A 22,780-nucleotide genomic window follows, 5' to 3' on the forward strand; every position below is an offset into this window, starting at 1 on the left:
TGAAGATAACAAATAATAGTTAATCGAGATTCACTTCCTGCTGTTTTGGTATAGTCATTTTATAAATGGTAAATTTGCTCAAAACCACTTTTGATGAAGTTTTTGATAGTTATTGTAGGGCCAACTGCTGTGGGGAAAACCAGTTTGTGCATAGATATTGCCGGAGCGTTGGATACCGAGATTATATCTGCCGATTCGCGGCAATTTTTCAGGGAAATGGAAATTGGTACGGCAAAACCAAGCGAAAAGGAACTTCAGCAGGTGACTCACCATTTCGTTAACTCCCATTCAATCCACGATAAATTTAATGCAGGAGACTTCGAAAGGGAAGCTTTACAAAAAATAGAGGAATTGCTCCTCGTTAGGGATTGTCTTATCATGACGGGTGGTTCGGGGCTGTACATTAATGCCGTTACAGAAGGTATGGCTGATATACCGGGGGTGAGTCTTGCTATAAGGGATGAGCTTAATCAGAGGCTGGCTAAGGAGGGGCTCGAGGCTTTGGCAGAGGAACTGAGGAAGCTTGACCCGGAATATTATGAGGTGGTGGACCGTAAAAACCCCCAGCGGATAACCCGGGCGCTTGAAGTTTGCATAGGTACGGGAGAAAAATACTCCGAACTCCGGAAAAACAGCAAAAAGCAGCGGAGTTTTGAAGTAATAAAGATTGGCCTGGAGAGACCCAGAGAGGAGCTTTACGCTCGTATCAATCAAAGAATGGATCAGATGATCGCTCAAGGCCTCTTTGATGAAGCCCGGCAGCTGCATCCTTACAAAGATCATTATGCACTGCAAACCGTTGGATATAAGGAAATATTCGATTTTCTTGAAGGAGCATATGATCATGATGAAGCGGTACGGTTATTGAAACGCAACTCACGGCGCTACGCTAAGCGACAAATGACATGGTTTGGCAGGGACCCGGAAATTTCGTGGTTCCATCCTGATGATTATCAGCATATATTAGGGCATATTCGGACAGTAATGCGTGGTGATAAGTAGTATTTGAATTGAAATTATTTTAACTTGAATGGCGTTTTAGACGTATATCTTTAGAATTATGAGAAAAGGAGCATTAATTATATTTCCGTTGGCTATTATACTGGTCTTTTTGGGTAATTCGGCATTCATGCCGGAAAAGAAAGTAAAAAAGCCTGCTGCGAATAGTCCTGTAAAATGGATGAGCTTTGAAGAGGCCGTTGAAAAATCTAAAACGGAAAAAAAGAAAATTTTTATAGATGTATATACAGATTGGTGTGGCTGGTGTAAAGTAATGGATAAAAATACTTTTAGTCAGCCCGAAATAGCAAAATACCTGAATGAAAATTATTACCCTGTAAAGCTTGATGCCGAACAAACTGAGGATATTGAATTCAGAGGGCATACCTTCAAGTATGTAGAATCAGGACGAAGAGGTTATCATCAATTAGCAGCCTCCCTTCTCAATAATAAACTCAGCTACCCAACAGTCGTTTTCTTAGATGAAGATTTTAATATGATCCAGCCTATGCCGGGATATCAGAAGCCCGAGCAGTTTGAAAAAATAATTAAATACATTGGAGGAGACCACTATAAAAACACTGCCTGGGCAGAGTGGGAAAAAACTTTCGAGTCGAGTATAAACTAATCGTCCTGTTCTGTGGGGGCATCCTTCATTTTGGGCATAGATAGGTCATACTTTATAGATACCACCCTGATAACGATAATTACCACAGTAGTAATCAGATAAATAATATTTTCCGTAAGCCCGGTATAATAGTCGAGGAGGAAGAATACAAAACCACCGGCCAGGCAAGCAGTGGCATAAATCTCCTTTCTGAAAATCAACGGAATCTCATTGCAGAGGATATCCCGTATTACACCACCCATAACCGCGGATACCATACCCATTACGATAGCGAGTGCAGGATGAATATCAGTAGATAATGCCTTTTGCATTCCACTTATGGTAAACAGTGCGATACCGATAGTATCAAAAACAAAGAAAGTTCTCTTGAGGTTAACAATGTATTTTCTGAAAATAAAAGTGAAAGGCACGGCCAGAGCGATGGTAAGTGGCAGGTTGATATCCTGTACCCAGGCTACCGGATAACTTCCCAGCAGAACATCTCTTGTGGTACCCCCACCAACCGCGGTAACAAAACCAATAACCAGTGCGCCGAACAGATCCATCTTCTTTTTTGCGGCCAGCCGGATACCACTGATCGCGAAAACAAAAGTACCTATAATATCAAGGGCATATAAAAGGGACATAAAACATCATTGATGGTATAAGAAGTAGCTAAGTTACATATTGGAGGTTGTAATACATGAGATCACTATATGACAAATTTTATGATTATTGCCCTTCCTCCATCTGACGCATTAGCACTACCCTGTATTCTGAAAAGAGGAAGTAAAAAAACATGAGGTTTTTCCATCTTTCATCCTGTTGAAATTCAAACCTTTTGTCGTTATGGCTGGCCTCTATATCTATGCGTTCCTTATTAATATATTCGAAAATGTTTAACCCATCAGTGGCATCGGGTTGAAGTAAGTCAAGAGAAAGCCTGTTGTTTGGGCCTACAATGTTGGCAAACTCCCGAAAGTCAGCATGAACAACCTGTCGGAGAATATTGCCTTCAGGAAATTTGCAGGAACCGGAGCAATAGCAACTATTACCAAATTTTCGGTGCCATCTCAGGCTTTTTTGAGACTGGTCGGCATCATGGTATCCGGTGCCGGCGGCAAGTATGATCAATGCCTCAAGGTGGGAGGGAAGCCCCGGACGATCTGAGCCTGACTTTGTACGGGCAGCCAGGCAAATTGCTTCTATAAATTTTTCAGATAGTGTAGAATCACCTGCATTAATGGCGTAAACTTCATGTGACTCAATATATTGGGCGAGTACAATTTTCTGCGTGATTGCAAAAAGCAGCATGAAAAGACCTGCCCTAATCCAGCCGTTCGATTTTAGATTTTTCATGTTTTTCCGATTCTGTACCATGCAGGTCGTCTACGAACAAAAGCAACATTAGAAACAGAATAATAATTACAATGAAGACCAGCTTTTTCCTGTCATTATAAAGCATGTCCCTGATTCCGATGGTGGAATAGTACTTTTTATACTGGTCCATGAAACGGTTGAAGTTACGGTACTGGTGAATGGTTTCTATAGACGGGGCCGGAGCGTTAATTTTTACCTTAATTTTTGCCATTGGATTTTAATCGTTATAGTTAACCTGTTTCGAAATCTTCTTGAGTTTTTTGAGTATGCGGTAGGTTTTTACCTTAGCATTGGTTTCTGAGATGCCCAATAAATACCCGATTTCTTTAAATGACCTGTTTTTGAAAAACCTTAGTTCAATAAACTGAATTTCTTTTTCATCCAGCTGTTCAAGCAATACGGTTATGAGTACCTCAGGGTCTATTTCAACTTCCTGGTAATTAATTTCTTCAAAAAGCTGGTGCATATCCTGATGATCCAGGCTTACCGTTCGTTCCATTTTGCTTTGTTGCCGGAAGAACATGTTAACTTCATTAATGGCTATTTTGTAAAGCCATGCGGAGAAAGGTACCCCCTGGTACTTATACCTGCCTATGTTTTTAAGGCATTTTAAGAACACCCTGGAGGTAATATCTGCTGCAATTTCAATGTGGTCAACCCTTTTAAAAATAAACATGAAGACCTGGTCGTAGTACTTTCTATATAAAGGCGCAAAATATTCCGGGTTTTTCTGACATTCTTTAATGATGTTGTACTCCGTCAGGATTTCTTCTTCGCTTTTATGATAAACAGATGTGCTGACCTGGTCATAGAAGACCTTGAATATAAGGTCTATTAGGTTTTTTGTCGCTAGTGCGATGTTTGTGGTATAGGTAAGCATTACTATAATTTACGATCATTAAGAGTATTTTAAAAATATCCGGCCAGCTGTCTTCGGCTCAGTGGCCGGATATTATCCGCCTTCACAATGTTTTTCCGCTGCAGACGGAACCACACAAACATTGTTTTGGAAATGAATTACTTACATAATGCGGAAGGTACAAAAAGGTACACAAATGCTTCAAAATTTTTTATTAGGGCGCGATTCCGTAACTTTGCACATCCTTGAAAGTCAAGGATTGATTATAAATTATTATTAAATATTTTATTTATGTCTGAAGCAAAAAAAGGCGACAGAGTAAAAGTACACTACACGGGTAAATTGAATGACGGATCTGTATTTGATTCTTCAGAGAATAGAGAACCTTTGGAATTTGAACTGGGAGCCGGTATGATGATAGCCGGATTTGATAAAGCTGTAACAGGAATGAAAGTAGGAGACACAAAAACTGCTAATATTCCTTCAGGCGAGGCTTATGGTGAAAGAAATGATGAAATGGTGGTGGAAGTTCCTAAAGCTCAGCTGCCTGCTGACCTGAAACCTGAAGTAGGACAGCAGCTGGCTATGCAGCAGCCCAACGGACAGTCTATCCCTGTAGTAGTTACTAAAGTGGAAACTGACACTATTGAAATTGATGCTAACCATCCTCTGGCCGGTAAGGATCTTATTTTTGATATAGAGTTGGTTGAGATTGCTTAATAATCTCAGTACCTGTACAAAAAAGGCATGAATGATTTCATTCATGCCTTTTTTGTTTAATAACGACCTTTATATATTATTCTTCCTTAGGCTCTTCTTTGTTTGTTTTCATAAAGTCAAGCATTCCAATTGCAGCCCCAAAACCTGCCAGACATGCCACTATGGTAATAAATAAGCTTGCTCCGTCTCCAATGTATTGTTCCATGATAATTCAAATTTTCAGCGGTTACTTTAATCGAAGCCAAATTTAATCATTCTTTATTAAAGAGAAAGTAACTTGGATTAATTATCATAAGATTAATTACTTTACGTTATTAAGGATATTTTAGCATTATGCCTGACGAAGAACATTATAAAAAACTGGAGTGGATGTACATTCATGAAGCTCCTATTAATAAATACTACAAACCTGAAATCAGCATTGCCGAGGGGTATGCCGAAGTTAAAATAAAGAGCGATACAAAATACTTTCATGCGGCAAATGCAGTGCATGGCTCTGTTTATTTCAAAATGCTTGATGATGCCGCTTTCTTTGCGGTCAACTCTTTGGTTGACGATGTCTTTGTACTCACCACATCCTTTAATATTTACCTGTTAAGACCCGTGGTTTATGGAGAGATAAGAGCCGAAGGGCGTGTGGTATCAAACTCCAGAAAATCATTTGTAGCGGAGGCTGTACTTTATAATGAAAAAGGCAAAGAGATAGCCAGAGGAAGTGGAAACTTTGTGAAAAGCAACATACCTCTTGATGAACATGTCGGATATTTGAGTGAACGATAAGAGGTAGTCGGCAAGAACGATATAGTTAACATATTCTAGTACATAGCGATTCAAATCCCCAACTCTTCCTTATGTCCTTTTAGCGCGTCGATGATAAAATCGATATGTTCCTTCAGGTCAACTTCAAATAGTTCTACGCCCTTGTAAACCTCATCGCGCTCAACCTTTGCCGCAAAGCTTTTCTGTTTTAGTTTCTTGATGACTGATTTACCGGTCAGGCTGTCGATACCTTCCGGGCGTACATGGCAGCAGGCTATGATGAAGCCGGTAAGCTCATCGCAGGCCAGCAAAGCCTTGTCCAGATTGTTTTCATAAGGTACGCTCCACTTAGTGTAATGGGCAGATATGGCATGCGCCATTTTACCCTCACCAAGTTCACGCAGTTGATCGACAATTCTGTTGGGGTGCTCTTCGGGGTAAGCCTCATAGTCGGCATCATGAAGCAGACCTGTATTACCCCATTCTTCCGGATCTTCACCCAGCTTACGGGCATAACGCTCCATTACTATTTCTACACTGCGGGCATGGCGCAGAAGACTTTCTCCTTTGGTCATACTTTCCAGTATTTCCCGGGCTTTTTCTCTGGTCATGAATTATAATCGCTTTATTTTTCTGAGTTTGAAGATAACAAATCCTGCTCCTATAAACATAATAGTTCCCATAAGGCCAAGTAGTATAACTATCCTGCTGTTTTCTACCTGCAGGTCTTGTATTTCCCTTTCTTGCTTTAGCAGTTCAAGTTCTTTTTCTTTTTGTTGGAGCTCAAAGGCAATTTCCAGTTGAGCCAGTCTTCTGTTGCCTTCTTCATTTTGAATGTTATCCTTGATCTCATCGTAGAGCAGGCGGAAATCATAAGCCTTTTTATAATCACCCTTACGGTAGTAGATATTTGACAAGCCCTGATAAATAAGCTTTAATATGGGGTTTGCATGTATTTTTACAGCTATCTCTCTTGCCTTATTCTGATGCTCTTCAGCCATTTTCATATCTCCCAGCTCCAGGTAGGCCGAGCCGAGGTTGGAATAAGCCAATGCCTGTCCCAGAAGATTTTTATTGCTTATTTCCACCTCCAGTGATTTGTTGTAGTACTCAAGGGCCTGGCCATATTCTTCTCTGTAGAAGTATATGTTTCCTATATTATTTAGAGGATCAGAACTACTGTTGAGTTGGCCCAGGCTCTGTGATAAATTAATAGCTTCGGAAAAATACTCCAGTGCTTTGTCTTCACGTCCCTTATCACTGTAGGCATTTCCTATATTATTGAGGGTGCCTATCAACTTCTGGTCATCTTTAAGCTCCTTAAAAGCCTCATATGACTCTATGAAATAAATTAGGGCTTTATCGTATATTCCTTTTAGGGAATAAACAGTTCCAATATTATTCATGGTAGCGGCCAGACCTTCCCTATCGTTGATCTCGTCTGAGATACGTAGCGATTCTATATAATATTCCAGCGCTTTATCATATATCCCCTGATTTTTATAAATGATGCCCATATTGTTAAGAGCGGCAGCTTTACCTTTCAAATATTCTATCTCTGTTGCCAGCTCCATGGCGCTTTTTGCATACTCCAGCGCTTTGGCCGGGTTAAGTTGGTTGTAAATAATGAACAGTTCATTCAAGGTATTTACTTTCTCATCTCCCTCAGCTGTGGTTAACTTTTCCTCAAGACTATCCAATGCCTGGGCATTCAGCGATAAGGCCGAAAGCATGCAGACTATTGTTAACAAAAGGTGTTTTTTCATATTTACCAATCACTTTATATTATAAAGTTAACATTATAATCGATAACCGGAAGTCATATTTCCACCGCTTAAATAATAAGGTTTCAAACATTTACAAGTAGTAATTATCTTGAATGAATAAATGTACTTGAGATGTTAATTTAAACCGATTGAGCATGAAAAGGGGAATAGCCTGTATAATGTTGTGCCTTGTGTTTTGCGCAGAGTTGGTCGCACAGGAGCATAGTGCCGAAGAAAATGCCATACTGGATGTTGTGGAGAGATTATTTGAAGGGGTACGGGCAGGAGATAGTGCTATGGTGCATACTGTGTTTTATGACGATGTGGATTTTTATACCACACTTACTAATAAAGAAGGGAAGCCGGTTCTTCATAAAGGGACGCTTAAGGGCTTTCTTGATGCAATTGGTTCTCCGCATGATGTGGTGTGGGATGAACCCATTTGGGATACTGAAATAAGAATAGATGGAAATCTGGCGCAGGTGTGGACCAAATATGCTTTTTATGCTGGCGATAAATTCAGCCACTGCGGTGTGGATGCCTTTCATTTATTTAAATCAGAAAATGGCTGGAAGATATTTCACCTGACCGATACCCGGGAATGGCAAGACTGTAATGTTCCTGATGATATTAAGAAGAGGCATAAGATAGACTAGATGACTCGTTGCAAGCCATATGAAAGTTGAAAACCTGCCCATTGCTTAATATCTGATGATAAAATCTCTGCACTAAAAATATTGCCCCATGAGAAAATACATGCTTAGTTTGGTCGTCATACTTTTTTGTAGCTATGTCTATGGACAGGATGATGAGATTACCACTCTGATCCTGATCAGGCATGCGGAAAAGGCCTTTGATAAAGAAGGAGATCCTGTATTGACCGAGCAGGGAGAGGAGCGTGCCGAAGCTCTGGCTGATATCCTTCAGACAGTTGATATTGATAGGGTGTATTCAACACCTTTTAAAAGAACCCGATTAACTGTAGAGCCCATAGTGAAAAATAGAAATTTGGAAGTAATAGAATACAACCCGTTCAAACTTGAAGATATGGTACAGACCATAGAGGAGAGCCGGGGAAAGACACTACTCATTTCAGGGCACTCGAATACCACACCAGCTATCCTTAATATGCTGCTGGGCGAAGATAAATACAGGCAATTGGACGAATCAGACTACGATAATTTGTACATAGTGTCTTACTTAGCAATTGGTAAGGCAAAGGTTGTGCAACTGCAATATGGGCAACCAACTAATACAGAATAGGTATTAAATTAGATATTGGAGAAACAGCATGAGGAAATATTTATGGGTACTGGTTTCGTTATTTATTTTATCAACAGGAAATGCACAGCAGGAACAGTGGCGAAAGGCCGGATCCAATACCCGTATTTTGCAAACTACAGTAGGCCCTCAACAAACCAGGGCGTTTGCCGGATTTGAAGCTACGGGCATTGCCATAAAGTATGAGGGTACTCTTGGAGAAGCATATGTAGCAACAGGTAGTAAGGTGTATTCTCTTACTCCGGATGAGCATTACCAGGAAAAGGATAAATCAACAAATTTGCTGATTTTTGATATTTCTATTACTCATTTTGAACTCTTTACCGGCAATATGAATGGCAACATCGAGGTTGTAATTATAAATGCCGGAAGTGTGAAAGGCGCTTTGGATATACCACGCTTAAACCAGCAGCAAGATGAATGCAGCATGCCGGTGATGGTAGATCAGAGTGTGTGGAGAGCGGGACTACCGGAGCCTTCTTACAACAGGTCATTTACAGTTACTGAAAATATCATCATCCACCACTCTGCTACTTCTAACGAAGCTGACAACTACGCTGATGTAGTACGCAATATTTACATTTACCATACGCAGGGTAACGGGTGGTCCGATATTGGTTATAACTACCTTATAGCCCCAGATGGTACCATTTTTAAAGGAAGGGACCCCGGGAGTGGAGAGCAGGACAAAGTTATCGGGGCCCATTTTTGTGGCAAGAATAGTACTACAATGGGTATATGCCTGATGGGAACCTATACAGAGATACCTCCGTCAGAAGAAACGCTGGCAGCTCTGGACCGACTGCTGGCATGGAAATCTGACAAAGATAACCTTGACCCTTTTGGCCAGAATTCCCATCCGCTAAATGCCTCTCTGCCTGTAATCGCCGGACATCGGGATGGGTGCAGCACCGAATGCCCAGGCCAGAAGACTTACGATCGACTATCGGAAATTCGATATGCTACTGCGGAAACTATGGAAGCATGCGGGGAGGAGGAATCCCCGGCCTTTTCGCTCTACCCCAATCCGGCTTCTTCATATTTTAAGGTAGCGTTGTCGGATAGCGAAATACATAAATTTGAACTTTATGATATGAGAGGACTGCCCTTCAATATTAGCCCAACCGTTGTGCAGAATGGAGTGGCAACATTCTCTACGGGTAGCCTTGTTTCAGGTATGTATATTCTGCATTACCAATCGGAAGGTGAGCTTATAAAAAGGCGTTTAATAATCTCCAATTAACTATATTTATGGTAGTAACAGTTGGTTAAAGGCTGCACTATGGCAGTGGCAGCAGAACCTTGAGCGGGCAGACTTGTTTATATCCCGAATATGTTATTGGAATTTACTGAAAAGGGCATTTATTGCCCCAAAACAGATGTTTACATTGACCCATGGAAACCAGTGCGTAAAGCGCTGATCACGCACGGCCATGCTGATCATAGCAGGTGGGGGCATCAATACTATTTAAGCACCGAATCGGCAATGCCAGTCATTAAGTGCCGTTTGGGTGAAAATATTAACATCCAAACGGTGAAGTACGGGCAGGTTACTACTATCAATGGTGTAAACTTCTCTTTCCATCCTGCCGGTCATATTATAGGTTCTGCTCAGATCAGAGTAGAATACAAAGGAGAGATCTGGGTTGTGTCAGGAGACTATAAAATTGAAGATGATGGTTTGTCAGAACCCTTCGAGCCCGTAAAGTGTCATACATTCATTACTGAGTCTACCTTTGGGCTTCCGATATACTCGTGGCCTTCACAAGCAGAAATATTTAATGATATTAACGCATGGTGGAGACAAAACAAGGAGCAGGGCAAGGTTACCATACTTACCGGCTATGCACTAGGTAAAGCCCAGCGTTTAATTCATGGACTGGATGAATCCATTGGCAGCATCTTTACTCATGGAGCCATTGAAAATGTCAACGAAATAATCAGGAAGCAGGGAGTGGACCTGAAACCCACCATAAGAGTGACACCAGAAATGGGTAAAGGCCATTTTGAGGGAGGCCTGGTAGTGGCTACACCCGCAGCATTAGGCTCTCCGTGGATGAAAAAATTTCTGCCATATAGTGTGGGAGCCGCTTCCGGCTGGATGCGGCTTAGGGGAGCAAGAAGGCGGCGGTCTGTTGACAGGGGCTTTCCGTTATCAGATCATGCCGACTGGGATGGGTTGAACCAAGCAGTGGAGGCATCCGAAGCTGAGCGTGTATTTGTTACACACGGTTATACAACTACATTTAGCCGGTGGCTCAATGACAAAGGTATCGAGGCCGCAAGGGTTGAAACCCAGTTTGAAGGAGAACTTGAAGAGATTGGTGAAGGGGTAGAAAAAGATTCCAGACAGGAAGGAGACGGTAAAGCACCATGAAGAATTTTGCAGAGTTGTTTACACATCTGGACCAAACGACCAGGACACTTGTAAGGATCGATGCTTTGGTGCGATACTTTGAGAAGGCCTCATCCGAAGATAAGCTCTGGACTATTGCACTTTTATCTCATAAAAGACCTAAAAGAACAGTAAACACTAACTTTCTGAAGTTATGGGCAGCAGAGTTTGGTAACATACCCTATTGGCTTTTTGAGGAGTCATATCATGTGGCAGGCGACCTGGCAGAAACCATCGCTTTGATATTGCCCGAAAGGCAGGCCCATACTGATCACTCTTTGACTTATTGGATTAAGTATATTATGTCATTGGATGGCCTGGGTGAAGATAAAAAGAAGGAAAAGCTTAAGCAAGCCTGGGCTTCGTTATCCTCTACGGAACGATTTGTTTTTAATAAGCTGATCACCGGAGGGTTTCGGATGGGGGTATCCCAAAAACTGATGGTCAGGGCCCTGGCTAAACATACTGGCATTGAGGAAAATATGCTGGCCCACCGGCTTATGGGTAACTGGACGCCCGAGACTACTACCTTTGATGAGTTGGTGCTTTCTGCTGATAAAGGGGAGGATTTCTCCAGACCGTACCCCTTCTATCTTGCCTATGCCCTTAATGATCCCTATGATATAGGGGAGCCGGAAGAGTGGATGGCCGAAAGAAAGTGGGATGGAATAAGAGGACAGGTAATAGTAAGAAACGGACAACTTTATGTGTGGTCGAGGGGAGAGGAGTTAGTCACCGACAAGTATCCGGAATATGAAGTGTTCAGGGATCAATTACCTGACGGAACTGTACTCGATGGAGAAATATTGCCATTTAGCAATGGACAGCCTTTACCTTTCAGTGTGCTACAGACCAGGATAGGCAGAAAGAATCTCACAAGCAATATCCTTAAAAAGTCCCCTGTAGTGTTTAAAGCTTATGACCTTATTGAGTGGCAAGGGAAAGATATCCGAAACCGGACTATGCAGCACAGGAGGACGACTTTGGAGGAAATAGTGAAGGGCACCAGTACTGGCGGGGTACTGCAGCTGTCAGAGGTGGTTGAGTTTAATTCGTGGCAGCAGTTGGCAGATGAAAGGGAGCGGTCGAGGGCGTTTTATAGTGAAGGTATTATGCTGAAGAGAAAAGACTCTGTTTATCAAACCGGGCGTAAGAAAGGTGACTGGTGGAAGTGGAAGGTTGATCCGCTGACCATTGATGCCGTTATGATCTATGCTATGCGTGGCCACGGTCGCAGGGCAAACCTATATACCGACTACACCTTTGCCGTCTGGAATGATGACCAACTGGTGCCATTCACCAAAGCATATTCAGGACTCACCGATGACGAGATCAGGGAGGTTGACAGGTTTGTTAAAAAGAACACTATCGATCGGTTTGGCCCAGTCAGGAGCGTAACGCCTGAACTGGTGTTTGAAATTGCTTTTGAAGGGATTAACAAATCCACGAGACATAAATCAGGTATTGCTCTGAGATTTCCCAGGATAAAACGATGGCGAAAAGATAAACATAAGGACGAAGCTAACACGCTGGCTGACCTTCAGCAATTACTTGATGTTTACGGTTGAGTTTTCAAGCCATGGTCTAAGGCTTTCAAGCATGATTAAATTGTAAAGCATTCAAAATTTTCATTTCAAATGTTTTACAAAGCAGTAACCAAAGCCTCTGATCCGCGTTCAACAACAATTGAACATTCACCAAAAACGAAGCAAATCAGCAACCAAAAACCAAAAAATGGAATATAAAAGACTAGGAAAATCAGGACTGCAAGTAAGCAGATTATCATTAGGATCGTGGCTCACCTTTGGAAAGCAGGTGGGGGATAATACCGCAGAGGATCTGATGACAGAGGCTTACGATAACGGAATTAATTTTTTTGATAATGCTGAAGCCTATGCAGGAGGCAAGTCGGAAGAAGTGATGGGGGAAGTGCTCAAAAAGAAAGGCTGGAGGAGGGATAGCTATATTGTCTCGAGCAAGGTTTTTTTTGGAGCGGATCAGGGTATGAAAAACCTGAAACCCACCCAGGTAGGACTCAACCGAAAGCATGTGGTGGAGGCTTGTCATCAGGCTTTGAAAAGATTAAAGGTTGATTATCTGGATCTTTATTTTTGCCACCGTCCTGACAAACAAACTCCAATTGAAGAAACCGTATGGGCAATGCACAACCTTATCCAGCAAGGAAAGGTGCTTTATTGGGGAACGTCTGAATGGAGTGCCCAGGAGATCATGGAAGCCCATATGGTAGCCAGGCAATATAACCTTATCGGCCCTGCAATGGAGCAGCCGCAGTACAACATGTTTGTGCGCAACAAAGTGGAAGTGGAATACTCACAAATTTATAAAACTGTAGGACTGGGAACCACCATATGGTCACCACTTGCCAGCGGAGTACTTACCGGTAAGTATAATGATGGATTTCCGGAGGGCACCAGGCTGGGAATAGAGGGATTGGAATGGTTGAAAGACCGGTCGCTGGCAGAGGAGAACCTGGCCAAAGTGAAGAAGCTTACAGTGCTGGCCAAAGAGCTTGGCATGAGTATGACTTTGATGGCTTTGGCATGGTGCCTTAAAAATGACCAGGTAAGTACAGTTATTCTTGGGGCATCAAAAAAAGAGCAATTGCAGGAAAACCTCAAAGCTATTGAAGCCCGGGAAAAACTGACACCGGAGGTGATGGAGAAAATAGAAGGTATACTGGCAAATAAACCGATGCATCCAACTTTTTAGCCTCTGTGTGCTCAAGGCTTTATATCAATTAATCCTTCTCCATCTTAGTCTGTGTGCAATTTCAGCAGATCAAGGAAGGAGAAGGTATATATTAATAGGTGTTTCCGGTATTTTTCAAATTGACCAGGTGCCGTTCAAAATAGCTTCTTCGTATATTGGCAGCCATGATTTGTAAGAATTGCAGCAATAATTTTGAAGGGGCATTTTGTAATAGGTGCGGGCAAAGTGCCGGTATAAGACGGTTTGATTTCATTTACTTTGTAAAAGAGACCCTCTTTTCATCTTTGGATATTGAAAAGGGACTTTTTTATACCGTCAAGAAACTCTTCATTGAGCCTGGTGTGGCAATAAGAGACTATTTGGAAGGTAAGCGCGTAAGCTTATACGTACCTGTAAAATACCTTTTACTCATCGGAGCGATCGCCACATTTATTTCCATGCGCTTTGATCTTTTTCTGAGTGAAAGGCCAGGTCCTGTATTGCAAATGCTGCCGGTTGAAAAGCTTGCAGCCTTTCTGTCCTTTGCAGAGGAATATGCCACTGTCATCAATATTATAGCTGTTCCGGTCTTTGCTCTATTCTCATGGCTTTTTTTTATAGAAAGCAGGCATAATTATACTGAAAACCTGGTATTGAATATTTACATCACGGCGCAGCAGCTTGTCATGCTGTTATTAATATTTCCACTAATTGCACTTATGCCCTCCACAAAAGAAGTAGTGATTGCAGTTTACAGCGCTGTTACCCTGATCTATAATGTTTGGGTTTATTTTTCTTTTTTCAAGGTAAGGAAAGCCGTTCAGTTTCTTAAACTGATACTGGTGCTGGTGTGCGCTTACATGTTACAGTTTGTATTAAACTACAGTACTTACTTGTTGGTAGGAGATAAGTTAAAGGGATTGTAGCTGCTTCCTGTAAATATTAAGGCAGCGGCTTCATTGCCCTTTCTAGTCTAATTGATAACCTGCTATTGTATTTGATCCAGTCTGGTAAAATACCTGCCCTGTAACGTCGTCCATCGCATAGTTAGGTGTTTTTTCCTTGCCGAGGTCAATATATGCATCAACCTGCCCCGTGTTTTTATTCACTTTTAGCAAAGCATTTTTGTTGCCTTCCCGTTTCGATAAGATCACCATAAAATCGCGTGCCTGTGTAGAAGCCTTAAAACGTGCACTGGCCTGCTTAAAGGATTTTTTAGCAAAATCAGAAGCAGCATCGCCCAACTCACCATAGACCTGACCTATACCTTCAACCATGGCACCAGCCAAAGCATCGTCCTGTTTGATCTGAGGAGCAGCCGATTGATAAACACCGGAAGCTGCATATGCACTGGCCCCGATATATGCAGCCCGTATGGCCTGAGCATAAAGCAGTGCTCTTTTCAGCCCGGGTTCCCGGGGAGCTTCATAATAACTTTGATATTTTAAATTTCCCGAAAAATCAAATAGTGCAACATTCTGCTCTGAGTGAATAAAAATACCGTTACTTCTAACTTCCAGTCCTGTAGGTGACTCTTTGCCCTCGAATTTTCGCTCTATACCTGATAAGTTGCTGACAGAGCTGCTGGACTTGTCCAGTATTTTTAGCTTATCCTCCTTAATGTCAAAAATATAGAACTTATCATCTTTGCTATCCACCAACGACGGTAATGTGGTTATGGATTTGTCAAGTAAAAGTTCACCAGTAGAGGTATTAAGCACATTAGCCTCCTCAGTAGTTACAAAGAATACACCATTATTAATCTTTTCAGTACGTACTACCTCTCCATCAATTTTTACCGGCTTTTCAAAAGTCAGTATACCCAGGTTAGTATCCAGAAATGTCAGGTAATTTTTATCTCCACTTCTTGAGATAAGTAAAAGACCGTTACCAACAGGAATATAATCATATATACCTCCCTTCACTTTGACGCCTTTTCCCTTTTTGCCCCAGGCACCTTCCTGAGTTTTGTGGCTATATAAGTTGATCTTGGTGTTGGAGCCATCATCAGGTAATATCAAAAGCCCCAGATCATGGAAGAAAAGGTGACTTAATCGTCCGTCAACTTCCAGCGGATTTTCCCAAATGCGGGCCCCGTCGTTCATGTTGTAGGCATAGAATACCGATTGGTAGGATACAGTAGGAGTTGACGACGAGCTACTCATGGAAGACTCCCTTTTTTGCTCAGACCCGATATAAAAAACGTCCATCTTTGGATGCTTGTAAAACTTAACATTAAAATCCATTCCCTCTGCCTGTTGGGTAGCTACTTGTTTCATCAGGCCTCCGAAAGCACCTAGTTTTTCCAATTGCTTATTCGCTTCGGAGACATCATTCCTCCAGATGACCTCTCCCGACCTGGCGTTAACCTTATAATTATTGAATAAGGTAACAATGAGTAGTTCATTTGCACTTAGCTCATTAACACTTACTACCCTGCCGTAATCATCACTCAACTTCCAGGCTATTGAGCCATCAGCCAGGTTGGCAAATACCATGGCAGGTTTATTGGAAGCATCTTTTCCGGCAATTAAAATCCCGTTAGTTTTATAAAGAACATAATCATCCAGAATTTCAGCAATCCCCGCTTTTTTGGAGTCAAATTTAAGCTCACCTGAGAATGGATCGATCATGTAGATATCACCATTGCTGTTAACCGAAATCAGTGGGGAAGATCCTACCTGCTGTATGCCATCCTGGGAGATACCTCCAAACTGCTGCAACTCCCACAGTATTTTGCCGGTTTCTGGGTTCACTGATGTGAGGGCTAATGAGGTTCCAATCAAAAAATGGCCTGCCGGAGTTACCTGTTGCCATTGGATATTTCCCTGTAGTGAGGCGTTCCATTTTTCTTTAACCTGGGATATGCAGATCGTACTGACAACGAACAGCATAAATGTTATTGTAGCCTTTAAATTCATATCGATAGAGATTGGTGACAAAATTTGATAGATGGTTTTGCCGAATATCCAATATCCATTCCAAATTAAGCAAGCCCGCGATTTCCGGCTCCTTATAAGTTAATAATTATAACTAAGAAATCATAGGTGAAGAGGTTGCTGATCATATTGAATTCAGGAATAATTCAATAGAAAATGCTGGCGTGTAGCTTATTATAAGATTATTAAATTATTGGAAGATTTTTAAAGTTCTCTATGTAAAATATATACATTGGTTAGCCCTAATTGCTGATGACGATAGGCATTTGGGATTTCTCCCACAATTTGAAATCCAAGGCTTTTCCAAAGATTAAGTGCAATAGTGTTGGACTTTACCACAAAATTAAATTGCAGGGCGGCATAACCAAGTCTTTGCGCTTCTTTAATGGAGAATTGCCCCAATTTTCTTCCTAACCCAATCCCTCTGCAGCCCGGATGTATCATATATCCTGCATTGGCTACATGCGACCCTAAACCGGGCTGGTTGTCAGTAATAAAGAAAGTGCCTGCAACCTCATTTTTGTATTCAGCCACATAGGTATATTTTGCCTTTTTCATCCAGTAAGCCATCATCTCCTCTCTTGATGAGTCAGGGTCAAACGCGTAGGTGTCACCGGATTTTATTACCCGGCTTATAATATTCCATATCTGGTCTTCGTCATTTGGTTTTGCAGACCTGATAATTAATTCGTTAGTCATCTTTTAGTTTATTACTGTTAATTTGCTTGTGACTTTTGTGCCCACTTCCCTGATTACCTTCATCAGAAAATCTACATTCTCTTTTTGTAGCCTGTGATTGATAAGACATGCCCTTATAACCGGACGATTATTGAGTGTGGTTCCGGTAATAAAAACCCGGCCATCTGCTTCCAGTTCAGGTATAATCCTCTTGTTAAGCTCGTCTACCATGGATTGATTTAAGCTTTTATCCCCCGGCAGATATCGAAAACAGACAACCGAAAGATCGGGATTGTTACAAAGCGCAAAATTATTGGAATTTTTAATTTGATCGGCCAGATATTTGGTAAGGAGGATATCCTTATGAATACAGGTTTTGATGGCAAGAGACCCATAAGCTTTGAAACTCATCCATATTTTTAGTGCTTTGGCACTTCTTGAAAGTTGAAAGTGATGCTCATTGAAGTCAAACCTGTTGTCAGTTTTTGAGTCAGTGTCCAGATAGGCCGCTCTCTTGTAAAAAGTTCTGTTAAGATCGGTCCAGTCCTTTACAAGGGTGCATCCGGCCTCAAAAGGCTGATATAGCCATTTATGAAAATCAATGGCGACGGAATTAGCTAAATCAAGCCCTTTGAATTTTTCCTTCAGGCTTTCAATAGAGGCTGCCAGACCTCCGTAAGCTCCATCCACATGAAACCACATATCATATTTATTAGCAATGGCAGCCAGCTTATCCAGAGGGTCAATCGCTCCGGTATTGACGGTGCCGGCATTGCCAATAATGCAAAATGGTCTTTTACCGTCCTGAATATCTTTACCGATTTGATTTTCAAGTGACTGTAGATCTATGGTGAAATCACTCAGTGATTTTATCTTCTTAAAATTATCAGTGCCGATACCCAAAAGTTCAATACTTTTATCAATGCAACCGTGCGTTTCATCTGAGGCATATACCGTGAAGGGCTTCAGACCAAACGTGCCGTATTTCCTGATATTATCCTTTTCGAACATAATGTTTCTGGCCACGGTAAGACCGGTTAGATTGGCAGCCGAGCCACCACTGACAAGTACGCCACCAGCTTTAGCATCGTATCCGATAAATTGCCCTCCCCATTGAACAACTCGTTTTTCGAGCTCACTCATAACCGGGGCGAGATGCCACTTTCCTACATTCTGGTTAATAGCTGCTACCAGCATTTCAGCAAGCACTGAGACCTGTGTGCCGCCTGCCATCACATAAGCATACATATTAGTGCCAATATTTAAAGTGGCAGTGTCCACTACCTTTTCCTTTACCTGGTTGAGTAGAAGCCTTGCGTCCATGCCATTTTCAGGAACGGACTCGTTGAACCATGACTCTACTTCCTTTGGAGTAAGCCCGCTATAGGCTTTGGCTGCGTCCAGATCATGGTACCGGTCAATGATGATGTCACCGGTTTTTTGCAGTAATTCAGAGAATTCTCCGAGGGGATAATCCAGAGATTTATTTTTTTTCATTATCAAGCTCGTTTAATGTTCTTTCCATAAAGCTTTGCCGTGATAGTTCTGCTTCTAAATGATCAAGCAGCGCCAGGAAGTTGGTGCCCTTCAGCATATTCTCAATCCCTTTGGTTCCTGCTGTCCACAACATTTGATATTCAGGGAGCAGAGTCTTTGCTTTTTGAGTCATGGCTATCCACTGGCGACGGCCGTCAGTCGGGCATGGCTCAGATTGAAGATAGCCAGCCTGAGTCATTTTATTGATGATTGTAATAACAGAAGGATGAGAAAATTGAAGTTTATCGGCAATGTCGGTAACAGACAGGCTTTCATACTTTTCAAGTAATTTAAAAACCAGATACCAATTGGGTTCGATGTCAATATTGAGACTCTTGTACATTTGTCTTCCGCTATGAATCATACCATCGCTGATTCGTTTTAATCGGGATGCTAATGACAGATAACCCAATTCTTTTATAAAATCCTTTTGCATAATATGTAGTTAACTACGTAAATATAAGAAAAATGTAGTTGACTACATAAATTAAAATTTAAATTATTCTTTCAGTGATGTATTTTAGAAGTATGATGAACTCTGATTTGCTCACGCCAGTCCACCAATGGTTCGCTCAAAAAGAATGGAAACCCTTTACTTTTCAGGAAGAGGCATGGCAGGCTTATCTTCAGGGATATCATGGACTGGTGAATGCACCTACCGGTAGTGGTAAAACTTATTCTCTCGTCATGCCGGTTTTGATGGAGTATATACGTGAGCAGCAGAAGTTGAAGTCACCCCCGGCAAATAAAAGCATAGGGTTAAGGGCCATCTGGATCACGCCTATAAAGGCACTGGCAAAAGAGATCAGTAATTCAGCTCAAAAAGCGGTGGAAGGCCTGGGAATTGATTGGCAGGTAAAATTGCGTACAGGAGATACTTCTGCTTCGGAAAGGGAGAAAATGAAAAAGAACCCTCCGGAATTTATGATCACCACTCCGGAAAGTTTGCAACTGATGCTGGCACAGAAAGGATATGAGAAGTTTTTTAAAAATCTCAGGACCGTGGTTTGCGATGAATGGCATGAGCTTATGGGCTCAAAGAGAGGTGTTCAAATGGAACTGGCATTATCCAGGCTCAAAACCATATGCCCCAAGCTTAAGATTTGGGGCATATCAGCAACCATTGGTAATATGGATGAAGCTTTACAGGCGCTATTAGGTTCTTCACTGCAAAGGGATAAATACAAAGTAATCAGGTCTGACATCAAAAAAGAGATTGAGGTAGAGTCAGTTTTACCTGATACCGTTGAAAAGCTGCCTTGGGCAGGGCACCTCGGAACAAACCTCATTGATAAAGTAATACCTATCATAAAACAGAGTAAGAGCACTCTGATTTTTACCAATACCCGATCATTTGCTGAGATATGGTATCAGAAATTATTGGAGAGGGCACCTGATCTCGCGGGTATTATGGCTATGCACCACGGTTCAATCAGCCGGGAGCTTAGGGATTGGGTTGAAGAAGCTTTGCATAATGAGCAACTCAAAGCTGTGGTATGTACATCCAGCCTTGACCTTGGTGTGGATTTCAGGCCTGTAGAAACTATCATTCAAATAGGAAGTCCCAAAGGAGTTGCCCGCTTTATGCAACGTGCAGGACGCAGCGGCCACCGGCCGGGGGCGCTGAGCAAGATATATTTTGTGCCTACGCATTCTCTCGAGCTTATAGAAGCGGCTGCTTTACGGGATGCCATCGCCAATGGAGTAGTAGAAGACAGGGTGCCATATCTTCGATCATTTGATGTTTTGGTTCAATACCTGGTTACACTGGCAGTTTCTGATGGCTTTAAGCCAGATGAGATTTTTTCAGAAGTCAAAGGTACGTTTTGCTACAGCAGTATTACCGCAGAAGAGTGGCGGTGGCTACTCAGTTTTATATCTACAGGAGGAGCGGCATTGACAGCCTATGATGAATTCAGAAAAGTAGAAGTAGACGATGGCGTTTATAAAGTTACGAACAGGCGTATAGCCATGAGGCACAGGCTTTCCATTGGCACCATAGTAAGTGATTCGTCCCTGCAGGTGAAATTTGTAAGCGGAAAATATATAGGCACTATAGAAGAGTCTTTTATTGCCAGGCTTAACCCCGGGGATGTCTTCTGGTTTGCCGGCCGTAACCTGGAGCTGGTGCGCATTAAGGATATGGTAGTACAGGTCAGAAATACCAAAAAGAAAGCCAAAGCGGTGCCTTCCTGGCAAGGAGGGCGTATGCCTTTATCATCACAAATGTCTGTGGTGCTCAGAAAAAAGCTTCACGAAATCACACTCAAGGACTTTAATCATGATATAGAACTCAGGTTTCTTCAGCCGCTGATGGGGCTTCAGAAGAAAAGATCTCACCTGCCTGCTAAAAATGAGTTTCTGATAGAGTATTTTGAGAGCACGGATGGTTATCATGTACTGATGTACCCTTTCGAGGGCAGAGCCGTTCACGAAGGCATGGCAGCACTGCTTGCCCACCGCATCGCAAAGATTACCCCCATTACGTTCAGCATAGCCATGAATGACTACGGTTTTGAACTTCTGTCAGACCAGGAAATACCGCTTTATGAAGCCATAGAAACCGATGTACTATCTGCTGATAATCTTTGGCAGGATATTCAGGCCAGTATCAACAGCGTGGAAATGGCCCGCAGGCGGTTTCGTGATATAGCAGCAATCTCCGGGCTTGTGTTTAAAGGGTATCCGGGACACCAGGTGAAGGACCGGCATTTGCAATCTTCCTCACAGCTGTTTTTTGATGTCTTTAATGATTATGAATCACACAACCTGCTTTTATTGCAGGCCTATGAAGAAGTTATGGAATTTCAGTTGGAAGAGGCGAGAATGAGAAAGGCACTACAGCGTATAAATAAGCAAAAAATCATTATTACAGAACCGGATAAGCCTACTCCATTTGCTTTCCCTATAATGGTTGACCGGCTGAGAGAAAAGCTTAGTTCTGAGAAATTGGTAGACAGGGTGAAGCGCATGCAGCTTCAATTTGATTAAATTAATTTTGTGTATGTCATTTTAGCATAGTTTTCGGTGGAGGAACGGATTTTGAACGCTACAAAAGCAGGTTTTAAATTAAAAGATTATGTCAAAATTTCAGGAATTAATTAATGGAGATCAACCTGTTTTAGTCGATTTTCATGCTACCTGGTGTGGGCCATGTAAAATGATGGCCCCTATGCTGGATGAATTAAAAGCAGATATCGGAAATAAAGCCAGGATCATTAAAATTGATGTAGACAAAAATCAGCAGGCAGCATCGGCATATGGCGTGCGCGGAGTCCCTACATTGATCCTGTTCAAAAAAGGTCAGGTTAAATGGAGACAATCCGGTGTAGTACCTGTACACCAGCTTAAGGCGGTTATTGAGCAAAATATAAAATAGCATTGCTGTTGCTAAAAACCTTTAAGGCAAATTGTTCGATACGCTTCTTTTAGATTACTTTGCTTCCTTCAAATTATCGGACTTAAGGTAGGCTCAGTGGTTGAAGAAGTTACAATACGCGACAATACATTTTCACTTTATCCCGAAAAAGCAGTTTTATGGAAGGCCAAAGGGGTTCTTCTGATCTCAGATCTGCACCTAGGCAAGGTTAACCACTTTCGCAGGTCGGGGATAGCCGTGCCACACAGTCCTAATGATCAAAATATTGAGCGCTTGATAACATTGCTACAACAGCTAAAGCCCGAGCGTGTGCTGTTTATGGGAGATCTGTTTCATAGTCATTATAACCCTGAATGGGAAGTGTTCGGACAGGTTCTTAAGTATTTCCCAGCCATATCCTTTGAGCTGGTTATGGGCAATCATGACATCATGAGTGATTACCAATACGTAAAACATCAATTGATCATACACAAAAAGCCCTTAGAGATGGATACTTTTATGATGTCGCATGAACCTTTGGAAGAGGTGCCAGAAGGGTATTATAACTTTGCTGGTCATATTCATCCTGGTGTGCAATTGCGGGGCAGGGGGCGTCAGGGCGTAAAGTTGCCGTGCTTCTATTTTGGAGATAAACAGGCTTTATTACCTGCATTCGGTGAATTTACAGGTTTATATAAGATCAAGCCTAAAGAAGGAGATCGGGTTTTTGTAATTGTTGACAACAATGTGCTCAGGGTATAGCTATAACCTGCAGCTTCAAATCCTATCAATTT

Annotated in this window: 25 protein-coding genes; 14 read left to right on the plus strand and 11 right to left on the minus strand. The window is 42.0% G+C overall.

Annotation, left to right across the window (positions count from 1 at the left end):
* Window positions 1-93: 93 nt before the first annotated feature.
* Both miaA and LVD17_RS16915 read left to right on the plus strand, forming a co-directional pair.
* Window positions 94-1,002 carry a tRNA (adenosine(37)-N6)-dimethylallyltransferase MiaA gene (gene miaA / locus LVD17_RS16910; protein WP_233760192.1) on the plus strand — a complete coding sequence of 303 codons (909 nt, stop codon included), beginning with the start codon at window positions 94-96 and terminating at the stop codon, window positions 1,000-1,002.
* 58 nt (window positions 1,003-1,060) lie between these two features.
* On the plus strand, window positions 1,061-1,627 hold the full coding sequence (locus LVD17_RS16915; protein ID WP_233760193.1) for a thioredoxin family protein: 567 nt from the start codon (window positions 1,061-1,063) through the stop codon (window positions 1,625-1,627).
* Here the strand turns inward: LVD17_RS16915 and LVD17_RS16920 are convergent.
* The 4 genes from LVD17_RS16920 to LVD17_RS16935 form a co-directional block, all read right to left on the minus strand.
* Window positions 1,624-2,253 (minus strand): trimeric intracellular cation channel family protein, encoded by a 630-nt coding sequence (locus LVD17_RS16920; protein ID WP_233760194.1) that lies wholly within the window; start codon window positions 2,251-2,253, stop codon window positions 1,624-1,626. The genes LVD17_RS16915 and LVD17_RS16920 overlap by 4 nt on opposite strands.
* An 85-nt stretch (window positions 2,254-2,338) precedes the next feature.
* Window positions 2,339-2,965: a hypothetical protein gene (locus LVD17_RS16925; RefSeq protein WP_233760195.1), complete on the minus strand. Its 627-nt coding sequence runs from the start codon at window positions 2,963-2,965 to the stop codon at window positions 2,339-2,341.
* Window positions 2,934-3,197 carry a hypothetical protein gene (locus LVD17_RS16930; protein ID WP_233760196.1) on the minus strand — a complete coding sequence of 88 codons (264 nt, stop codon included), beginning with the start codon at window positions 3,195-3,197 and terminating at the stop codon, window positions 2,934-2,936. Before LVD17_RS16930 ends, LVD17_RS16925 begins: the two co-directional genes overlap by 32 nt.
* 6 nt (window positions 3,198-3,203) lie before the next feature.
* Window positions 3,204-3,866 (minus strand): RNA polymerase sigma factor, encoded by a 663-nt coding sequence (locus LVD17_RS16935; protein ID WP_233760197.1) that lies wholly within the window; start codon window positions 3,864-3,866, stop codon window positions 3,204-3,206.
* Window positions 3,867-4,136: 270 nt separating this feature from the next.
* Here LVD17_RS16935 and LVD17_RS16940 point away from each other — a divergent pair, with 270 nt between their 5' ends.
* A complete protein-coding gene (locus tag LVD17_RS16940) occupies window positions 4,137-4,565 on the plus strand; it encodes an FKBP-type peptidyl-prolyl cis-trans isomerase (protein WP_233760198.1) in 429 nt (142 codons plus the stop codon).
* Between the two features lie 76 nt (window positions 4,566-4,641).
* On the opposite strand, the gene LVD17_RS28500 is transcribed toward LVD17_RS16940, so the two are convergent.
* The gene (locus LVD17_RS28500; protein WP_255702464.1) at window positions 4,642-4,770 is read right to left on the minus strand and encodes a hypothetical protein; all 129 of its coding nucleotides are present in this window, start codon (window positions 4,768-4,770) and stop codon (window positions 4,642-4,644) included.
* A gap of 128 nt (window positions 4,771-4,898) precedes the next feature.
* On the opposite strand from LVD17_RS28500, the gene LVD17_RS16945 reads away from it, so the two are divergent.
* Complete coding sequence (locus LVD17_RS16945; protein WP_233760199.1) at window positions 4,899-5,345, plus strand: PaaI family thioesterase; 447 nt, start codon at window positions 4,899-4,901, stop codon at window positions 5,343-5,345.
* 50 nt (window positions 5,346-5,395) lie between these two features.
* Here the strand turns inward: LVD17_RS16945 and LVD17_RS16950 are convergent, their stop codons facing one another.
* Entirely contained in the window at window positions 5,396-5,935 is a 540-nt protein-coding gene (locus tag LVD17_RS16950) for an HD domain-containing protein (protein WP_233760200.1), read from the minus strand.
* A gap of 3 nt (window positions 5,936-5,938) precedes the next feature.
* The gene (locus LVD17_RS16955; RefSeq protein ID WP_233760201.1) at window positions 5,939-7,090 is read right to left on the minus strand and encodes a tetratricopeptide repeat protein; all 1,152 of its coding nucleotides are present in this window, start codon (window positions 7,088-7,090) and stop codon (window positions 5,939-5,941) included.
* A 155-nt stretch (window positions 7,091-7,245) separates the two neighbouring features.
* On the opposite strand from LVD17_RS16955, the gene LVD17_RS16960 reads away from it, so the two are divergent.
* The 7 genes from LVD17_RS16960 to LVD17_RS16990 all read left to right on the plus strand — a co-directional run bounded on the left by LVD17_RS16960 (window position 7,246) and on the right by LVD17_RS16990 (window position 14,401).
* Entirely contained in the window at window positions 7,246-7,746 is a 501-nt protein-coding gene (locus LVD17_RS16960; protein ID WP_233760202.1) for a nuclear transport factor 2 family protein, read from the plus strand.
* An 88-nt stretch (window positions 7,747-7,834) separates the two neighbouring features.
* Window positions 7,835-8,353 carry a phosphoglycerate mutase family protein gene (locus LVD17_RS16965; RefSeq protein WP_233760203.1) on the plus strand — a complete coding sequence of 173 codons (519 nt, stop codon included), beginning with the start codon at window positions 7,835-7,837 and terminating at the stop codon, window positions 8,351-8,353.
* 28 nt (window positions 8,354-8,381) lie between these two features.
* Complete coding sequence (locus tag LVD17_RS16970) at window positions 8,382-9,614, plus strand: N-acetylmuramoyl-L-alanine amidase (RefSeq protein ID WP_233760204.1); 1,233 nt, start codon at window positions 8,382-8,384, stop codon at window positions 9,612-9,614.
* A gap of 90 nt (window positions 9,615-9,704) precedes the next feature.
* Window positions 9,705-10,748, plus strand: a complete 1,044-nt coding sequence (locus LVD17_RS16975; protein ID WP_233760205.1) for a ligase-associated DNA damage response exonuclease — start codon at window positions 9,705-9,707, stop codon at window positions 10,746-10,748.
* Window positions 10,745-12,334 carry an ATP-dependent DNA ligase gene (locus LVD17_RS16980; protein WP_233760206.1) on the plus strand — a complete coding sequence of 530 codons (1,590 nt, stop codon included), beginning with the start codon at window positions 10,745-10,747 and terminating at the stop codon, window positions 12,332-12,334. Before LVD17_RS16975 ends, LVD17_RS16980 begins: the two co-directional genes overlap by 4 nt.
* A gap of 166 nt (window positions 12,335-12,500) precedes the next feature.
* Window positions 12,501-13,496, plus strand: coding sequence for a potassium channel beta subunit family protein (locus tag LVD17_RS16985; RefSeq protein ID WP_233760207.1), 996 nt, complete (start codon window positions 12,501-12,503; stop codon window positions 13,494-13,496).
* A 164-nt stretch (window positions 13,497-13,660) separates the two neighbouring features.
* Entirely contained in the window at window positions 13,661-14,401 is a 741-nt protein-coding gene (locus LVD17_RS16990) for a DUF3667 domain-containing protein (protein ID WP_233760208.1), read from the plus strand.
* Window positions 14,402-14,443: 42 nt separating this feature from the next.
* Here LVD17_RS16990 and LVD17_RS16995 read toward each other — a convergent pair whose 3' ends face one another.
* From LVD17_RS16995 to LVD17_RS17010, 4 genes are all read right to left on the minus strand, one after another.
* A complete protein-coding gene (locus tag LVD17_RS16995; RefSeq protein ID WP_233760209.1) occupies window positions 14,444-16,396 on the minus strand; it encodes an outer membrane protein assembly factor BamB family protein in 1,953 nt (650 codons plus the stop codon).
* Between the two features lie 222 nt (window positions 16,397-16,618).
* Window positions 16,619-17,113, minus strand: a complete 495-nt coding sequence (locus LVD17_RS17000; protein WP_233760210.1) for a GNAT family N-acetyltransferase — start codon at window positions 17,111-17,113, stop codon at window positions 16,619-16,621.
* 3 nt (window positions 17,114-17,116) lie between these two features.
* Complete coding sequence (locus LVD17_RS17005) at window positions 17,117-18,589, minus strand: pyridoxal phosphate-dependent decarboxylase family protein (RefSeq protein WP_233760211.1); 1,473 nt, start codon at window positions 18,587-18,589, stop codon at window positions 17,117-17,119.
* Window positions 18,576-19,064: a MarR family winged helix-turn-helix transcriptional regulator gene (locus tag LVD17_RS17010; protein ID WP_233760212.1), complete on the minus strand. Its 489-nt coding sequence runs from the start codon at window positions 19,062-19,064 to the stop codon at window positions 18,576-18,578. Before LVD17_RS17010 ends, LVD17_RS17005 begins: the two co-directional genes overlap by 14 nt.
* A gap of 77 nt (window positions 19,065-19,141) precedes the next feature.
* Here LVD17_RS17010 and LVD17_RS17015 point away from each other — a divergent pair, with 77 nt between their 5' ends.
* The 3 genes from LVD17_RS17015 (at window position 19,142) to pdeM (ending at window position 22,748) form a co-directional block, all read left to right on the plus strand.
* Window positions 19,142-21,619, plus strand: a complete 2,478-nt coding sequence (locus LVD17_RS17015) for a ligase-associated DNA damage response DEXH box helicase (RefSeq protein WP_233760213.1) — start codon at window positions 19,142-19,144, stop codon at window positions 21,617-21,619.
* An 88-nt stretch (window positions 21,620-21,707) separates the two neighbouring features.
* The gene (gene trxA / locus LVD17_RS17020) at window positions 21,708-22,007 is read left to right on the plus strand and encodes a thioredoxin (protein WP_233760214.1); all 300 of its coding nucleotides are present in this window, start codon (window positions 21,708-21,710) and stop codon (window positions 22,005-22,007) included.
* A 96-nt stretch (window positions 22,008-22,103) separates the two neighbouring features.
* Entirely contained in the window at window positions 22,104-22,748 is a 645-nt protein-coding gene (pdeM, locus tag LVD17_RS17025) for a ligase-associated DNA damage response endonuclease PdeM (protein WP_233760215.1), read from the plus strand.
* The last annotated feature ends 32 nt before the right edge of the window (window positions 22,749-22,780 follow it).

The organism is Fulvivirga ulvae (genome assembly GCF_021389975.1).
Lineage (GTDB): Bacteria > Bacteroidota > Bacteroidia > Cytophagales > Cyclobacteriaceae > Fulvivirga > Fulvivirga ulvae.

Excerpts from the sequence above, each read along its gene's own strand:
- LVD17_RS16975 (WP_233760205.1), top strand. The coding sequence starts at position 9,705 with ATGTTATTGGAATTTACTGAAAAGGGCATTTATTGCCCCAAAACAGAT.
- LVD17_RS17000 (WP_233760210.1), bottom strand. The coding sequence starts at position 17,113 with ATGACTAACGAATTAATTATCAGGTCTGCAAAACCAAATGACGAAGAC.
- LVD17_RS16950 (WP_233760200.1), bottom strand. The coding sequence starts at position 5,935 with ATGACCAGAGAAAAAGCCCGGGAAATACTGGAAAGTATGACCAAAGGA.
- LVD17_RS16960 (WP_233760202.1), top strand. The coding sequence starts at position 7,246 with ATGAAAAGGGGAATAGCCTGTATAATGTTGTGCCTTGTGTTTTGCGCA.
- trxA (WP_233760214.1), top strand. The coding sequence starts at position 21,708 with ATGTCAAAATTTCAGGAATTAATTAATGGAGATCAACCTGTTTTAGTC.
- LVD17_RS16955 (WP_233760201.1), bottom strand. The coding sequence starts at position 7,090 with ATGAAAAAACACCTTTTGTTAACAATAGTCTGCATGCTTTCGGCCTTA.
- LVD17_RS16995 (WP_233760209.1), bottom strand. The coding sequence starts at position 16,396 with ATGAATTTAAAGGCTACAATAACATTTATGCTGTTCGTTGTCAGTACG.
- LVD17_RS16925 (WP_233760195.1), bottom strand. The coding sequence starts at position 2,965 with ATGAAAAATCTAAAATCGAACGGCTGGATTAGGGCAGGTCTTTTCATG.
- miaA (WP_233760192.1), top strand. The coding sequence starts at position 94 with ATGAAGTTTTTGATAGTTATTGTAGGGCCAACTGCTGTGGGGAAAACC.
- LVD17_RS16985 (WP_233760207.1), top strand. The coding sequence starts at position 12,501 with ATGGAATATAAAAGACTAGGAAAATCAGGACTGCAAGTAAGCAGATTA.
- LVD17_RS28500 (WP_255702464.1), bottom strand. The coding sequence starts at position 4,770 with ATGGAACAATACATTGGAGACGGAGCAAGCTTATTTATTACCATAGTG.
- LVD17_RS17015 (WP_233760213.1), top strand. The coding sequence starts at position 19,142 with ATGTATTTTAGAAGTATGATGAACTCTGATTTGCTCACGCCAGTCCAC.
- LVD17_RS16940 (WP_233760198.1), top strand. The coding sequence starts at position 4,137 with ATGTCTGAAGCAAAAAAAGGCGACAGAGTAAAAGTACACTACACGGGT.
- LVD17_RS16915 (WP_233760193.1), top strand. The coding sequence starts at position 1,061 with ATGAGAAAAGGAGCATTAATTATATTTCCGTTGGCTATTATACTGGTC.
- LVD17_RS16980 (WP_233760206.1), top strand. The coding sequence starts at position 10,745 with ATGAAGAATTTTGCAGAGTTGTTTACACATCTGGACCAAACGACCAGG.
- LVD17_RS16935 (WP_233760197.1), bottom strand. The coding sequence starts at position 3,866 with ATGCTTACCTATACCACAAACATCGCACTAGCGACAAAAAACCTAATA.
- LVD17_RS16930 (WP_233760196.1), bottom strand. The coding sequence starts at position 3,197 with ATGGCAAAAATTAAGGTAAAAATTAACGCTCCGGCCCCGTCTATAGAA.
- LVD17_RS17010 (WP_233760212.1), bottom strand. The coding sequence starts at position 19,064 with ATGCAAAAGGATTTTATAAAAGAATTGGGTTATCTGTCATTAGCATCC.
- LVD17_RS16990 (WP_233760208.1), top strand. The coding sequence starts at position 13,661 with ATGATTTGTAAGAATTGCAGCAATAATTTTGAAGGGGCATTTTGTAAT.
- LVD17_RS17005 (WP_233760211.1), bottom strand. The coding sequence starts at position 18,589 with ATGAAAAAAAATAAATCTCTGGATTATCCCCTCGGAGAATTCTCTGAA.
- LVD17_RS16970 (WP_233760204.1), top strand. The coding sequence starts at position 8,382 with ATGAGGAAATATTTATGGGTACTGGTTTCGTTATTTATTTTATCAACA.
- LVD17_RS16965 (WP_233760203.1), top strand. The coding sequence starts at position 7,835 with ATGAGAAAATACATGCTTAGTTTGGTCGTCATACTTTTTTGTAGCTAT.
- LVD17_RS16920 (WP_233760194.1), bottom strand. The coding sequence starts at position 2,253 with ATGTCCCTTTTATATGCCCTTGATATTATAGGTACTTTTGTTTTCGCG.
- LVD17_RS16945 (WP_233760199.1), top strand. The coding sequence starts at position 4,899 with ATGCCTGACGAAGAACATTATAAAAAACTGGAGTGGATGTACATTCAT.